This is a genomic window from Serratia sp. CoH_122_TC_1, from assembly GCF_058191755.1.
The window spans coordinates 70,469-84,115 of sequence record NZ_JBXWLA010000022.1; the positions used below are offsets into that span (position 1 = coordinate 70,469).

Sequence of the window (13,647 nt, forward strand, 5' to 3'; positions counted from 1 at the left end):
GAGTGACCTCCATGGGGTTGTCCCCGACAGACACGGTCTATACAGTCGATTTAACTGTGCATTCGTACAGTATTAATCAACGGAGATAGCCCATGCTTTTTAATGCAAATACCAAATTTACTTATCATTCACCGGATGATGGCGACAGCATGACGGTGACCGGCGATCCTCCCAGCCGACCTGGTCCTACTGGCCCTACAGGCAACGGGGGCGACAGCGGCGGTGGCAATACCGGCACTATCAATATGGTGATCATGAAGCCCGGTGATGTGCATACCTCCCGCTTTGGCAAGGTCATTATCAATGCCGAGGGCCACGCAACGATGAACGGGGTCGTCATGAACTATGAGAATTCATCGTTAGTGAATGATGGTGTGGGCAGTGCAACCCGCGTACTGAATTCCATCATCAATGCTGCCAAACCGCCGGCCGGCCAGAATTTTGGCAATAACGCCAGCATTTCGGATGGGCGCTATGCCGGCAAAAACCCGGCGGCAGACTATACCCTTCCGCTGGCTATCTTTACGGCGGTCCGTCGCGGCCAAATCCCCCCGGGCTTCTGGCTTGACAACAACAAGGTCATGACCGAGATCACGCAAAAATACGAGATCAACGGCGGCGGCAAAGGAAGTGATCGCACCGGGTATCGGAAATCCAATGAGGCCGTGCCTGGCCTGACCAATGCCTATCAGCAGTGGCAAAAAGAACAGCAAGACGCCGCCAAGCGTAAGGCGGACGAAGAAGCCCGACGTAAGGCGGCCGAAGAGGCAAAACGTAAGGCGGAAGAAGAAGCCAAACGCAAAGCGGCAGAGGCGGAAGCCAAGCGACGCGCCGAGGAAGAGGCGAAACGCAAGCAGGCTGAATGGGATGCTCAGAATAATGAGCAATTGCAGCAGCGTAAACTTAATGAAGTACAGCAGCAAATTAACACGGCAAGTACAGAGAAGTCAGTTGCAGAGAGCCGCGCCACTGAACTTGAGAAGCAACTTCCAGCGCTAGAGGCTGAATGGGACAGGCTGATTGCGTTATCGAAAAAAGGAGGTAAGACATCTCAAGCGATACTTCGGGGCGATGCAGAGGATGCCGGTAATAAAGTCAATGCACACAAGGCTGCTATTGTATCGGCGCGAAATGAAGCAAACCTGGCACAGCAACGTATTGAACAGGCTCAGCGAGAAAAATTGGAGGCAGAAAAGCGGCTGAATGCCCTGCGAGCAGAGCGGCAGGCGCGGGAGGCTGAAGAAGCCAGGAAGAAAGAAGAGGAGGCGATGAAAGACGCCATCAAGACGACGGCGGACTTTTACAAGGAACTGACGGAGAAATTTGGCGAGCAGTCCGCCAAGGTGGCCAAAGAGCTGGCCGATGCGGCCAAGGGGAAAACGCTCAAAAATGCGGAAGAGGCGCTGAAGGCGTTTGAGAAGTACAAGGACGTGCTGAACAAGAAATTCAGCGTCGCCGATCGCGAAGCGGTGGCCAAAGCGCTGGAGTCGGTGCGCCGAGAGCATATCGCCCAGAACCTTGCCAAGTTCAGCAAGGCGTTCAACTACACGGGCAAGGTCATCGATGCCTACGATGTCTTCGTTGTCGAGTTGCCTAAAGCGATCCGGACGCAGAACTTCAGACCACTTTTCGTGAAGATGGAGACCATCGGGGCGGGCATGGCCGCCACGGCGCTGACGGCGTTTGCCTACAGCGTGATACTGGGTACGCCGCTGGGCATTTTTGGCTTTGCCATCATCATGACCTTGGTCAGCGTGATGGTTAATGAAAAGCTTGTGGAGAAGGTCAACAAAGCCGCCGGTATTTAACGTAAAGTAAGGCCGCTTACGCGGCCTTTTTATTTCGGAGGAACAGGGCAAGCAGATACAGGGTGCCCAGCGGCAGGGCCATGACAAAACAGAAGGCATAATACAGGATCAGCACCCCATTTTTGCCGATGGTATCGGCGAACAACCCACGGTGCCAGAATGCTTCACTGGTGAACTGCAGGGCGGCCGTTTCAATGGCTTTTTTGGCGCAGGGATACAGCAACAGACTCAGGATGGCGGCGACCAGAGAGAGTGGGACATTCACGCTGGGCTGGAAGATATGGATATAATAGAGCGCGATAAAAAAGTACGTCACGCCCCACACCTGACTTTTCCAATAATACGCTTTGGTCATTCTCGCCTCCCTGGGCACCGGTCCTTTTCATCTTTCTCGCTTGCCATCGTACCGGCTTTGCGGGCGATCAGCGAAATGGAACCCCGTTGCCATAGACCGAGTTGGTCGGTTTGGTGGTGAAGTTAATGGTAAATTCGCGATCCTTCACCGGCTGATCGCGTTCAAAGCGCCAGCTTTTCATGGCGGTCAGCACCGCCTCGTCAAAGACCCCGGCAGGCTTCGCCTGCACAATACGCACATGGCTGACCGTGCCGTCGTGCTCGATATCGTATTTTACCTTGACGACGCCACTGGTGCTTTTCAACAGGGCCTGTTCAGGATAAACAGGGGCGGTTTTGATGATGGCGTGGGGGGCCGGTGTGGCACCGAGCGCCAGCGCCGGCGTCAGGCACAGTAACAGCAGAGCGGCAAACGTAGATTTTCTCATGTCATGATCCATTGGTTAAAAATGAGCGGTTGCTACAAGACCGCGCCTCGGCGATCGCCCCTAACTATAGGGCAAATCTGACAATATTGCGTTACTGCGGCGATCACAGATCGCCGTACAGCGCGACTACGCACTGGGCTTTTGTTCACCAGGTAATTTGCCATGTGCCGCAAGCCAGGCACGCCGCTTTGCCAGCCAGTTCTGAAATTCAGGCGTACTCTCGACCTTCTGCACGTCCTTCCGCTTCCAGGCCATTATCGGGCCCGCTTTCTGAGGCCTGCCGAGAAACACAGATATTGCCTTATCTGTCCAGAAACGCGCTTTCAACCCACGTGTGCTGATCCATTCTGAGTGCCAGGCATCACGGGCTCTTGCCCGCATATCCGCTGCATTATAGTAAGGCATACGGTCATTCCTTGATGGTTGTTATCCGTGATACCCGGCCCGACGATTATTCATCGGGCAGGATTTCGCGGATGCTGCTTAAATCAAGACGGTGTGAACTCCAGACGCGACTGCCGACTGCGGCACCGGTGGACTTTCTGAACCGATGCCCGGATTCACTGATCCACATGGTTTTGGTTTCACGCAGCCTGACCTGACGAGGCCGGTAGCAGTATGTCATTGTTCCTTCGTGAGTCATGGCCTACTGGGTTGTCTTCTCGGGGACGAGAGTGCTTTTATCTGACAGAACGTTATCCCTGCTCGTTAATCTGTTTTACGGCTTCAATTTTGAATTCTTCAGTGAAATTTTTGGCTGACATAAACACTCCTTCATTGAGCCTCCATTATGAGGCAAAAAAGTGTCTACGAAACCCGGGCCTATTCAATCCGTTTTCTGGCAAACCCGGAAGGACTCCGGGTTTGTATGAGTAAAAGAGAATATAAGCATTCAGGGAATGGAAAAGGAGTTGTCAGCACCGATGGTGAGTACTGTCTGCCCCTCCTTCACAATCCTTATGAACTCATTTTTTTCAATTATCCTGATTAACTTGCTGATACCTTTACCCCCGCGTGTAACCTTAATCTGCGCCTTGATTTTTTCGGGGGCGATATAACTGTTCAATCCGTCTACAGAACACAGCGCATAGAATCGCAGGTTTGCCGAGTGGCTCAGAAAATTCGTTTTCCGGTCAGGATTCATCCATCCGATCATATCCAGAATATCGTCATAATGCTTTCTCAGTAGGCTACAACTGGCCTGTGCCCCATAAACAGGATTTCCATAATTCGGTTTGCCCGTCTGAGGATCATCATGATGGAACTTCCAGATAGCCTCATGGTGGGACAATCTGTTGCGCAGTTCCTTAATACGGTAAAACTGGTCGCAGATTTCTTTCCGTTCAAAATGAGCCGGAGCATTTGGAAAAACCGTTCGCGTGAGATGGGGCCAGAGCAACGTTTTATGCCCACCCTTAGGATTTTCGTAATATCGTGTAAGTAGCTGAGTCCAGAAGCCAAAGGACAACCCGGAGATCACACGGTTTGGTGTGATTAGCTTACTCGTTTTGGCAATTTCACTAATTGCGTTACTTACCTGATTTTCAACAGATATTGTGTTTTTCAATACACGCTTTCCGTACTGATCCAGCAAAAAACCTTGAGCATCTCTTGGCTGTGCCGGCTTTTGAGGATGTGGTCGTTTGTACCGGTCATTGCTTTTCGGAAAGGCTTTATTCCCTATGTAACGGGGAAGATCAAATATCCAGTTATGGTCCGTCAGCCATAGTGAAGACGCGACTGCGGCTGGCGGTGGATTCGACTGAATTGCATGATCAAGAGCATTCCGCAACGTAACTTCGAGACACTGAAGTGCCGGAAGCATGGCACCGCAAAGTGCTTTGTTCCAGTGATAGGCGGGCATTACCTGAGCCGGAGCTATCTTGAGGTGTTGTACATAGATATCGAGGCGTTCTTTATTAATGAACAAATCAAGGCTCATTCTCGCTACCTTCAGAAAAAGATTTGACATACGTGGCGTGTATCTGCTTTAATTCGCACATCAAAGCGGTGTGCCGTAGTTCAGGCCTCACGCGACAATAGTAGTTCGGAAAAGCCACCCTCGCGGTGGTTTTTCTCGTTTTAGCCTTCAGTTCACCGGCCGCTCAGTGGGTGGCAGTCGAAACGGCGACTTTTGACCATCTGCTCCAGCCCGTCAAGATTGAATGGGTGGTTACTGCAGATGTCCTGGTAGATCTCCAGCATGATGGCGTACTTGGACGTCATATCCTTATCCTGACGCAAGCGGTATTCGCTGATAGTGTGCTTGCCTTCCCCTTCGTCAATCCAGTCAACTAAGGCCCACATTTGGATCTGCTGTGTATACGCTGCCGTGTTTGGATAGCCCTTGAAGGTGAGTGGGACATCGTAATCAGTCGCATATCCGCGAATACGGGCCAGCGCGGCACTGACGCTTTGTTCGTCCCCCGCCTTTTGTTCAGCCTCCTCCATCACCTGGCCTATCCGGGCAAACATATCACGTATGGCCATCACCGTATCCAGGGTATTGCAGACCTCCTGGTTGTGCTGAGGATCCATCAGCGACAGGATTTGGTCCCCTCTCAGATGGTCATTAATGGACTGCAGGTGCTTCACGTCGAGCTCAAAGAACCACATATAACGCTGGAGATAGACCTGACGAACCAGCGCTTCCGCAGTCACGGTGCTTTCGGTGTAATTCGGTATCGTGTATCGCAGGTGATCGAAAGCGCGGGGCAGCACATTGCTACTCTGCTGCAGCTGGCAAAGCTGGAAAAAGAGGTTCAGCCGCGCGGCCAGGGGAAACATCTCTGCTTCCTGACTGGCCGGGGTAAATTTCCCGCGAATACCTTGTGCAATAAACGTACGCAATACATCTGAACGGGACGGCTTATACTGACCCTCAATGTTGCTAATGAAATTATCCAGATCCTCGAGCTGCTGCTGAGGCAGTCGGAGTTCTATGCGTTGGTCTTTCGTTTCCATGGGGATCTCTCTTGCTGGGCTTGGGGTACGGGTTTATACTGTGTTGTAGCGTTATGGATACCGTAACTGTACGTGCGCACGCCGTACATGTCCAGTGATTTAGCGATTATGTTTCCCCTTTTCTTCATTTGCTTTGTACAGATCCGATTTCCGGCAGTCCCGGATCTGCCGATCGCCACCCTCCCCTATCGCCCCGCCAAGCACAGCATGTGCTACTTCTGGCTGGATATTATAATATATGTTGTGTCTTATCCTTCTCCCGTGACTCACCGCGCAGGGGCGAAAAAGGGCACTTTGCTCCTTCCCCGACCGTGGTACACTTCCGGAAAGTTGTCATAAGCCAGAAAGTCGGATCACCCGGAAACAGGCGTCCGGTAATTTACTTGCGTGGTTATATGCCTACTTATTATAAGATGTGTAATGTTCACGGCAGGAAACTGCGAGGGAGATCATCGTTACTGGGGTGATTGCGGGATGTGACAATTTCAATGGGGATTTATGTGCAAGTCATGTGATATTGACGCTAATTATTTTCACTCGGTTTATTGTGTGTATGACCATCTCGCAACTACTCACCCCGTTTTATGGCTGCGCGATTCATCGAGAATTCGAAGCGATTTTCTATCGAGGAATCTCCTTTCTTCTGCAGGTGATGTATTGGCCATATGGAATGCCCCTCCAGGAAAAGGATGGGCGCTTCGTATCCACGATAATGAAGCCATTGACGAACGGCCAGACCCGCAGCGGGGGGATTTTGTCGATCTCAGTGATGGGGCAACAAGGTTTCAGATTCTTTTAGACCTTGGATGTTGACGTTTATGCAAGAGCTGGGCGGGATTTATCGACAACAATAAGGAACACACATGGGCGACTGGTTTATTGCCACTGAGGGTGTGAAGATCGTCAAAGACAGCGCCAGCCTGTGGCCGCAGATCATCACGGCGGTTTCGTCCGCCGGCGCGGCACTGGGCGGTGTGTACCTGGCCCACTACTTTACCCGCCGGCGGGAGGAAAGAGCAGTGGCGGCGAAGCAGGCCAGTGAGCGTCTTTTTATCGCCACTGAGCTGGTCTTCCTGATTGAGCAATTTGTAGAGGGCTGTGCTGGAGTTGCTACCGATCGCGGTGACGTGAACTCCAAAGCTATCACGGTTCCGATAATATCTGTTCCTGTCCTCGACTATTCAGCTGTTGCCGGGGACTGGCGAGTGTTACCCGCAAAGCTAATGTACCGTATTAGGGAGTTGCCGGTGATTCAGGGGGAGGCTGATCGGACTATTCATTCTGCAGAGCATATTCCCCCCGACTTTGATGAATTTTTTGAGGCGCGGCAGTACCAGTATACCCGTCTCGGACTCAAGGCCATCATCCAGGCACGGCGACTGAGGCAGTTAGCGGGCCTCCCGCATACCCGCCTTGATGCGACCGCCTGGTCGGCCCAGAACGTCCTCTGGAAAGAATGGCGGCAGGAAAGAAAACGGCGCCGCGTTCTGGCTGTTCTGATGGCCCAGTCGCTGGCGCCGTTATCGATCGAGGAAAAGCCATGAGTATCCCGCCCCTCCCTGCTCTGCCTGGCTCGCATTCAGTTAATCCGGCACCGTTGCCCGTGGCTATCGATTACCCGGCCGCGCTGGCGCTCCGGCAGATGGCGCAGGTTCACGACGACTACCCCAAATACCTGCTGGCGCCGGAGATCAGCGCCCTGCTCCATTATGTGCCGGATTTGCACCGCAAAATGCTGATAGCCACCCTGTGGAATACCGGAGCCAGGATCAACGAGGCGCTGGCACTGACGCGCGAGAATTTCTCACTGGCGCCCCCCTACCCGTTCGCGCAATTGGCCACGCTCAAGCAACGCACGGAAAAAGCCGCCCGAACGGCTGGCCGACTTCCGGGGGGTAACTCCGCACACCGCCTGGTACCGCTGTCCGATCCGCAGTACGTCGCGCAGCTGCAGACGATGGTGGCCACGCTGAAAATTCCGCAGGAACGTCGTAATCCCAAATCCGGCCGCATGGAGAAGGTACGTCTGTGGACGATCACCGATCGGACGGTGCGCAGCTGGCTGGCAGAGGCTGTAGACGCCGCTGCGTGCGACGGGGTGACGTTCTCTGTGCCGGTCACCCCACACACCTTCCGGCACAGTTACGCGATGCATATGCTGTATGCCGGCATTCCACTCAAGGTGTTGCAGGCGCTGATGGGACACAAGTCGATCAGCTCCACGGAGGTCTATACGAAGGTGTTTGCGCTGGATGTGGCGGCACGGCACCGGGTGCAGTTCTCGATGCCGGAACTTGACGCTATTGCCATGCTGAAAGGAACATGATTGCATTACTAACTAAAAAACCAGCGGAGTAGACTCTCCAATGGATCTTCTTGGCAAGAAGGGAATAAATTTGATGAGTGAGATAAATACCCCACGAGACGTGAAAAATGCCCTTAAAGCGATAGATATTGAGCTGCTGGATCAGCTAATAAGGCAAAGCCTGAGAGAGGAAAGGACTTACCCTCTTCAAACCCTCCAGCTTTACAGGTGCGGTTCGTATGTGGCCCGAGAATTATCAAACTTTGAAAATGCTGTTTCTGCACATGGCAGGGCTAAATCCACGAAAAAGCGCGAAGAAACGGGGTACTCAGCCCGTAAAGCTGGCGATAATTTATCCTTTGCAGTAAGTCAGATGAAATCGAGGGTGGATGTGGAAGAAGTCGACGCACTGCTCTTTGGCATCGACGAGCAAATTCTATGGCCACTTCATTTTAGTGAACGTTTGACGGTTAGGGTTTGTTACCACTGGCGCCAGTCTGTAGAGGATGACTGGTCATACAGCAGCATCACTTTTCTACACAATGCTGACTTGCGGCCGGACTACTTATCCCCACATCCGGCCCGCAAACTCAGTGCGGCTAAACAAGAGCAAAATAGGCAAAGTGAGTTGTCTCATGAGTGGGAGCATCTAAAATCGCTAGGGCTCCAATCAGTGCAGCAATATTTTAGAGAAGGGAGAGACGGTGCATTGATCCCTGACTCGTATCAGACAACGACAGGTAGGCTGAATAATTTTAGCGCCGATTTCTGGCGTGACAGCCTCTGATCCTCTATGTATCTGCTCTGTGTTTTTCTGCCAAAACCGTGCCTAACTTTGGTTTTTTAAACTTGATGTTAGCCAGCGGTATTCAGCATGACAGTAATCTCATCGTGATGCTTAGTGAGTTACGCTGGGCCTTTCTATTGCACACGTTAAAAATTTTGGAGCAGATCCCTATAGCCGGTAATGTAGTAGGAGTTTGCCATTCTTTTGTTTGTGGCCCCTTCCTCGGCACTTTTATCTATGTGTGAAAGTAGTCCCGTGCCAACCAGAACGGTATATGCCGCTGGGATACATTTTTCAGGAATACCTGTCGCCTTATTGATGGCTTCATAGGAGGCCATCGTAAAGTGAGACGTGTTAGGACGTGCATAGCATAGGTACAGATACAGTTTCAGGGCATGCAGTTCGGCTTTCCTTCGTAACTTAAATGCGTGAAAAGCTGTCACATTACCCTGGTCATTCAGTAGTCTGCGATACGGAACCTTACACCACCCGCTGACTCCGTTATAGTCAGCCGGGCTGTAGTAATTTTTCCTCCCCTCTCTGAAAACCTTAATGATTTCGTTGTTTTCAAGAAGTGACAGACCGCCAGCAACTGACGCTCTACTCAGTCCTGTCATCACTTGCAGCCTGTTGTAAGTTAGTGATGACGCGAAACAGGTTAGCGACGTCCCCTCTTGGTTAGTTATCTCCATATCCTCACATGTCATAGCTATCGCTACATACAATTGCAGCGCCGCGATTTTATGTGCATTGCTTACTTTTACAGAACGGACTGACCAACCAAATGCTCGCAAGCCTTCCTTGTGAATCCAGTTTGTGGGCATTTTTATCCAGAGTTTTTTCGCCATTACGCTTTTCCTTTGAACAAAAGGGTCAGCACTGTCACTAACGCAACTAACAAAGATGCGCTGGTAAATAGAGGAATAAGCTTGTCCGCAACTTTTGAAAGTTCGATGAAAAGATAAATTACTAAGTAGAGAGTGTTCATAAATCCTCCTGTTCGATAACGTTTTTGAATTGTACTTAGCAAAAACCGTCTTATCTAGATACAGGTGACTTTTGAAATGATTAAATTATGATTAAATATCATTATTATTCAATATGTTATTTAGTAAAAAAATGGTATTTTGAAACTGACAATCAGTTCATGAACAGCGATTTTTATTCATTTTTACGACACTTTTTCACTTCCGACTGATTTTTCCAAACCTATGCACGTCGGAGGTTAGCGCTGACGTATGCGGCCGTTGGGGCAATCTTCCTGTGGGATTGGTACAATTCATAAAAGTTTGTGCTGCGTAAAACTGGTATCGTACCGTGGGGCGTTACGGCGCCAGTTTCGCGTGGCACTTCTCAAGGAGCATCAATGATCTTTCCTATCATTCTTGGCTAGCTCCTGCATGCGGTAGCCTACTATAACGTGCCGTCGTCGATGCTGGTGAATATCGATTACCCAGTAGCCTTGGCGCTCGAACATGGGGTCACCCGGACTGCTTGTCGTGGAAGTGATCGTCCTGCTCCACTATATCCCCGACCAGTTCTCGATGCCTGGAGTGGACGCTGTGGCGATACTGAAAGATCCCCGGAGAATGACTGGTGTGTGGAATGCCAATAAAAGACAGGCCGGTCAATGACCGGCCTTTTTTCCCTGGTGTTTCCTGGCGTACTGCATGGTTGGTGTCTCGGTGTTTAGTAACTCTAAACAAGTCTGATGTTAAGTGATGCTAAACATGTCGTCAATCCTTTCTATGACGGCTGACCATGGTTCCCCAACGACTGAAAAGCGCCCGCCTCCGGGCTGGGCTTACACAAGAGAAACTGGGCGTACTGGCGGGTATTGATGAAGCCACTGCTCGTTCGCGGATCTCCCAATACGAGAGTGGTACCTACACCCCGTCCTTTACGACTATGTGCTCACTGGCACGTGTACTTAACGTCCCGGAGTGTTATTTCTATGTGCTGGACGAGGGGTTTGCGGAGAAAGTTTTACTGCTTCACGTTAAAAACTGAATTGTTTTTTTAGATATCATTTTAATATTAAAATGATATCTAAAAGATATTTTTTTGATGTTGTGGTAATCTTGCTTTGATTGGCGATTAGTGTATTGATATTCCTAACTATTCTGTTAAGCGTTTTCACTAGAGATCGTTATCACAAACGGGTGATCAGGTGTTTGTACTGAACCTGAGTTTTCGACAACGAACCCGAATTCGCGGATTTTTCCGCAGCAGCAATAGCCCCGTGAGTCATCTTCATCTTCTGGCATGATGCTGAAGACCGAACGAGCAAGCTGAATTTGTACGTCTGTCATGCTGAGATAGAACTGATTCTCATGCGTGTTTATTGTCCCGTCCGGATGGCGCAGAAAAACCATGTCAGAGCCGAATTGACCGCGGCCTTTTCGAACCTGAATGCAATAACCCAAACGTATTGCGTTATCGCCGCGGGTTGTGCCGGTGACAACGAATTGCCCCTTTGCTGGGTGGCTCCCAGGGCTAATCATATTTTGGTAATCGGCCAGGGCAATGATTTTTTCCATAACTTCGTGTGTCATTGGTTATTCCTCTCAATTACCATCCAAAATGCAATTCAAACAACCCTGTTTTCATAGCGTTTTAATATTAAAATGATAGTTAATTAACTCCCGCCTCCAACTGTGGCTCCTCGGTTCAATAGCTGGCGAATTGCGATGTTGATGAGCGCAGCCCGAGACACTCCATCTTCAGCGGCTTTCACATCGAGCCGGTCCAAAATCTCAGGATCTATCGTTAACGTGATCTGTTGGCGTTTGCCCTTTACTACGCCCTTTCTTCGCGTTGCCGCGCCATCTGGAGCCGAATTTATAAAGGCTTCTGCTGCGCTGTCTTCAGCAGGGGTAGTGTGTTTTTTCGTGGGTCTTACAATAGCCATTTATTACCTCTTTAATCGTTTATTAATATTACTTTGATATTCAAATAGTGTTAAATGACTATGAAAATAAGATTGATATTAATCTTTCCAGGTCAGCGTCAGCTTTGGGATCCCTTGGTTTCATTTCAAGCGTACATTTCCCTGATGCTGCCCCATTCGACCACGCTTTACGCGCCACAATATGTTTGGGGATTAGTGTCAGTTCTGGGAAGTCTGCAATCACTTCTGCTGCTTCTCGATTATCAATCGAGTGTGGATTGGAGTCGGCAGCGTTGATAATAGCGAAAACGTTCAACCCATCTCTCACACTCCGCGCTTCTTTGATCAGTGCAGATATGTCTTCAAGAGCCCAAACGTCGAAGCTTCCAGGACGGTATGGAACCAACAGTGCATCGGATAGCACTAAAGCAGCACGTAACGCTGTGGAGTCCCTGCCACCGGCATCAATGATGATGTCATCATATTTCATCTTTTGCTGGAGCACTTGAGCACGAAGGATCGGTCCTTCGGGATAAGACACACAGGCGATACCTGGCAGCGAATCATCATTTGCCCTTATGCCAACAGCGATTTGAGCCGTGCCTTGTCGATCCCCATCTATCAATAATACATCTCGACCCTGTTGTGCTCGTGCTGCAGCGATGTTTACTGCCAAAGTGGTTTTGCCTACCCCGCCCTTGGTGTTTCCTACTGTTATAATCATATCGTTTCTACCTTTTTTTAATATTACTTTGATAGTGAAATGAGGTTTAAATAATAGTCTTTTGGGTTTGTGTGTCAAGCCTGTTTTATTGGATTGTTATGATATTAAAATGATATTACTTTAATTGTTGTGTGATGGTGCGCGAGATCTCATGTTTCGCCGCGCTTAATCTAGCCTCGCGCTGGTCTGTGGCAAGTATTCGCTGGCGCCGCCGGCATCACCCGTTCGCACTCCTTTCACGTTGTTCCACTCGTTTACGCATGCGGCTTCGGCCGTCGTACCTGCCACATCCCTGACTGGCGAGCCTTGTTTTTGCGCCATGGCGAGAAAATGAGTTCTTGCCTCCCAAGGGAGACACACCATGAGCAACCAACTTTCCTTCGATGCACTGTTAGCCCCTGAAACCCCGGTTCAACGTGCGCCGCGTTTGACGCCACGCGAAGCCAGAAAACAATTCATCAAAACGTTCTCTGTTATCGCGACCTATCACCGTCGTCTCGATGTTTTCCGCGACTTCATTCGCCTGGCTGCTAACGAACTCGATTTGGCGCGAGTACGGTCAGAGGAGGGCAGGGAAGAAGCGGTTCAGATTTGTAAGCGATACGAGGCTGTAGATCTGCAGAGGATGCAGCAACTTTTTTGTTTCTTAATCGACGCGATGGAAGGGGGAATGGATGACCTGCTGGGCGGGATATTTATGGAGCTTGAATTTGGCTCGTCGTCGATGGGGCAATTCTTCACGCCGTGCGAAGTCTCACGACTCATTGCCGCCCTGACACTCGGGGACCATGTTAAAGAGCTGGAACATCGCCCGTTTATCACGTTGGATGAACCTGCCAGTGGTTCGGGCGGCATGGTGATCGCCGCTGCTGAACACCTGCTCTCTAAAGGGTATAACCCGCAACAAGCGCTTTATATCCGTTGTACCGATATCGATCCTTTGGCTGCGGATATGTGTTTTATCCAGCTTGCGCTCTTGGGATTACCGGCCTCGGTCTATACCGGAAATACGTTGACGATGAAAATGTTTAAAGTCAGGCATACCCCGATGTATTACGCCAACGACTGGAGCGAACGACTTCGCCTGGTTGATATGATCACGAAATTCAAGGCGGTGTTACACGCTGTTTAAGGGAAAGGGGGCATGGCCCCCTTTTTCTCTGTTTTTGCCGCCCTGTTGGTTCCAACCGGCGTTGAGCCGGCAGGAACCAATGCACCCATCGCTTGCAGCAGGCTGTCGCCTGCGCCGCTTTCACTGCCCGACCGCTTGTGCGGTCGTTCGCTGATGCCGCCAGGCAAAAAAGCCTGGTCCTTTCTGGTGTATTCCCTTAGCCCTGGCTACGCGCAAGGCGTCCGTCCCCGTGACTGACCCTGGGCCGGGGCGCCG

The 13,647-nt window shown here is 50.6% G+C and carries 17 protein-coding genes; 7 read left to right on the plus strand and 10 right to left on the minus strand.

Going from position 1 to position 13,647, the window contains the following annotated elements:
- Positions 1-92: 92 nt before the first annotated feature.
- Positions 93-1,808: a colicin-like pore-forming protein gene (locus tag AC2FC2_RS23590; RefSeq protein ID WP_242503221.1), complete on the plus strand. Its 1,716-nt coding sequence runs from the start codon at positions 93-95 to the stop codon at positions 1,806-1,808.
- Positions 1,809-1,824: 16 nt separating this feature from the next.
- On the opposite strand, the gene AC2FC2_RS23595 is transcribed toward AC2FC2_RS23590, so the two are convergent.
- The 5 genes from AC2FC2_RS23595 to AC2FC2_RS23615 form a co-directional block, all read right to left on the minus strand.
- Complete coding sequence (locus AC2FC2_RS23595) at positions 1,825-2,163, minus strand: colicin E1 family microcin immunity protein (protein WP_130016801.1); 339 nt, start codon at positions 2,161-2,163, stop codon at positions 1,825-1,827.
- Positions 2,164-2,230: 67 nt separating this feature from the next.
- Positions 2,231-2,590 carry a TonB family protein gene (locus tag AC2FC2_RS23600; protein ID WP_165366317.1) on the minus strand — a complete coding sequence of 120 codons (360 nt, stop codon included), beginning with the start codon at positions 2,588-2,590 and terminating at the stop codon, positions 2,231-2,233.
- Between the two features lie 451 nt (positions 2,591-3,041).
- Positions 3,042-3,215, minus strand: coding sequence for a hypothetical protein (locus tag AC2FC2_RS23605; RefSeq protein ID WP_261159723.1), 174 nt, complete (start codon positions 3,213-3,215; stop codon positions 3,042-3,044).
- Positions 3,216-3,482: 267 nt separating this feature from the next.
- Complete coding sequence (locus tag AC2FC2_RS23610) at positions 3,483-4,532, minus strand: Abi family protein (RefSeq protein ID WP_207213988.1); 1,050 nt, start codon at positions 4,530-4,532, stop codon at positions 3,483-3,485.
- 152 nt (positions 4,533-4,684) lie between these two features.
- Positions 4,685-5,554, minus strand: a complete 870-nt coding sequence (locus AC2FC2_RS23615) for a nucleotidyl cyclase domain-containing protein (protein WP_130016798.1) — start codon at positions 5,552-5,554, stop codon at positions 4,685-4,687.
- 863 nt (positions 5,555-6,417) lie between these two features.
- On the opposite strand from AC2FC2_RS23615, the gene AC2FC2_RS23620 reads away from it, so the two are divergent.
- Genes AC2FC2_RS23620 through AC2FC2_RS23630 form a run of 3 tightly spaced genes read left to right on the plus strand, consistent with a single transcriptional unit; the run spans position 6,418 to position 8,646 of the window.
- Positions 6,418-7,098, plus strand: a complete 681-nt coding sequence (locus AC2FC2_RS23620) for a hypothetical protein (RefSeq protein WP_130016796.1) — start codon at positions 6,418-6,420, stop codon at positions 7,096-7,098.
- Positions 7,095-7,880 (plus strand): site-specific integrase, encoded by a 786-nt coding sequence (locus tag AC2FC2_RS23625; RefSeq protein ID WP_261159727.1) that lies wholly within the window; start codon positions 7,095-7,097, stop codon positions 7,878-7,880. Before AC2FC2_RS23620 ends, AC2FC2_RS23625 begins: the two co-directional genes overlap by 4 nt.
- 40 nt (positions 7,881-7,920) lie before the next feature.
- Complete coding sequence (locus AC2FC2_RS23630) at positions 7,921-8,646, plus strand: hypothetical protein (protein ID WP_207213989.1); 726 nt, start codon at positions 7,921-7,923, stop codon at positions 8,644-8,646.
- A 146-nt stretch (positions 8,647-8,792) separates the two neighbouring features.
- Here AC2FC2_RS23630 and AC2FC2_RS23635 read toward each other — a convergent pair whose 3' ends face one another.
- Together AC2FC2_RS23635 and AC2FC2_RS23640 are read right to left on the minus strand one after the other, a co-directional pair.
- Positions 8,793-9,494 carry a helix-turn-helix domain-containing protein gene (locus tag AC2FC2_RS23635; RefSeq protein WP_130016795.1) on the minus strand — a complete coding sequence of 234 codons (702 nt, stop codon included), beginning with the start codon at positions 9,492-9,494 and terminating at the stop codon, positions 8,793-8,795.
- Positions 9,494-9,634, minus strand: coding sequence for a hypothetical protein (locus AC2FC2_RS23640; protein ID WP_165366318.1), 141 nt, complete (start codon positions 9,632-9,634; stop codon positions 9,494-9,496). Before AC2FC2_RS23640 ends, AC2FC2_RS23635 begins: the two co-directional genes overlap by 1 nt.
- Positions 9,635-10,407: 773 nt before the next feature.
- Between AC2FC2_RS23640 and AC2FC2_RS23645 the strand changes: the two genes are divergently transcribed.
- A complete protein-coding gene (locus tag AC2FC2_RS23645; RefSeq protein ID WP_130016794.1) occupies positions 10,408-10,656 on the plus strand; it encodes a helix-turn-helix transcriptional regulator in 249 nt (82 codons plus the stop codon).
- A 116-nt stretch (positions 10,657-10,772) separates the two neighbouring features.
- Here the strand turns inward: AC2FC2_RS23645 and AC2FC2_RS23650 are convergent, their stop codons facing one another.
- From AC2FC2_RS23650 to AC2FC2_RS23660, 3 genes are all read right to left on the minus strand, one after another.
- The gene (locus tag AC2FC2_RS23650; protein ID WP_130016793.1) at positions 10,773-11,201 is read right to left on the minus strand and encodes a plasmid protein; all 429 of its coding nucleotides are present in this window, start codon (positions 11,199-11,201) and stop codon (positions 10,773-10,775) included.
- Between the two features lie 83 nt (positions 11,202-11,284).
- Positions 11,285-11,557, minus strand: a complete 273-nt coding sequence (locus tag AC2FC2_RS23655; RefSeq protein WP_127146980.1) for a ribbon-helix-helix domain-containing protein — start codon at positions 11,555-11,557, stop codon at positions 11,285-11,287.
- A gap of 58 nt (positions 11,558-11,615) precedes the next feature.
- Positions 11,616-12,260, minus strand: a complete 645-nt coding sequence (locus AC2FC2_RS23660; protein WP_129935326.1) for an AAA family ATPase — start codon at positions 12,258-12,260, stop codon at positions 11,616-11,618.
- 361 nt (positions 12,261-12,621) lie between these two features.
- On the opposite strand from AC2FC2_RS23660, the gene AC2FC2_RS23665 reads away from it, so the two are divergent.
- Together AC2FC2_RS23665 and AC2FC2_RS23670 are read left to right on the plus strand one after the other, a co-directional pair.
- The gene (locus AC2FC2_RS23665) at positions 12,622-13,392 is read left to right on the plus strand and encodes an N-6 DNA methylase (protein ID WP_130016792.1); all 771 of its coding nucleotides are present in this window, start codon (positions 12,622-12,624) and stop codon (positions 13,390-13,392) included.
- A 12-nt stretch (positions 13,393-13,404) separates the two neighbouring features.
- The gene (locus AC2FC2_RS23670) at positions 13,405-13,629 is read left to right on the plus strand and encodes a hypothetical protein (protein ID WP_130016791.1); all 225 of its coding nucleotides are present in this window, start codon (positions 13,405-13,407) and stop codon (positions 13,627-13,629) included.
- The last annotated feature ends 18 nt before the right edge of the window (positions 13,630-13,647 follow it).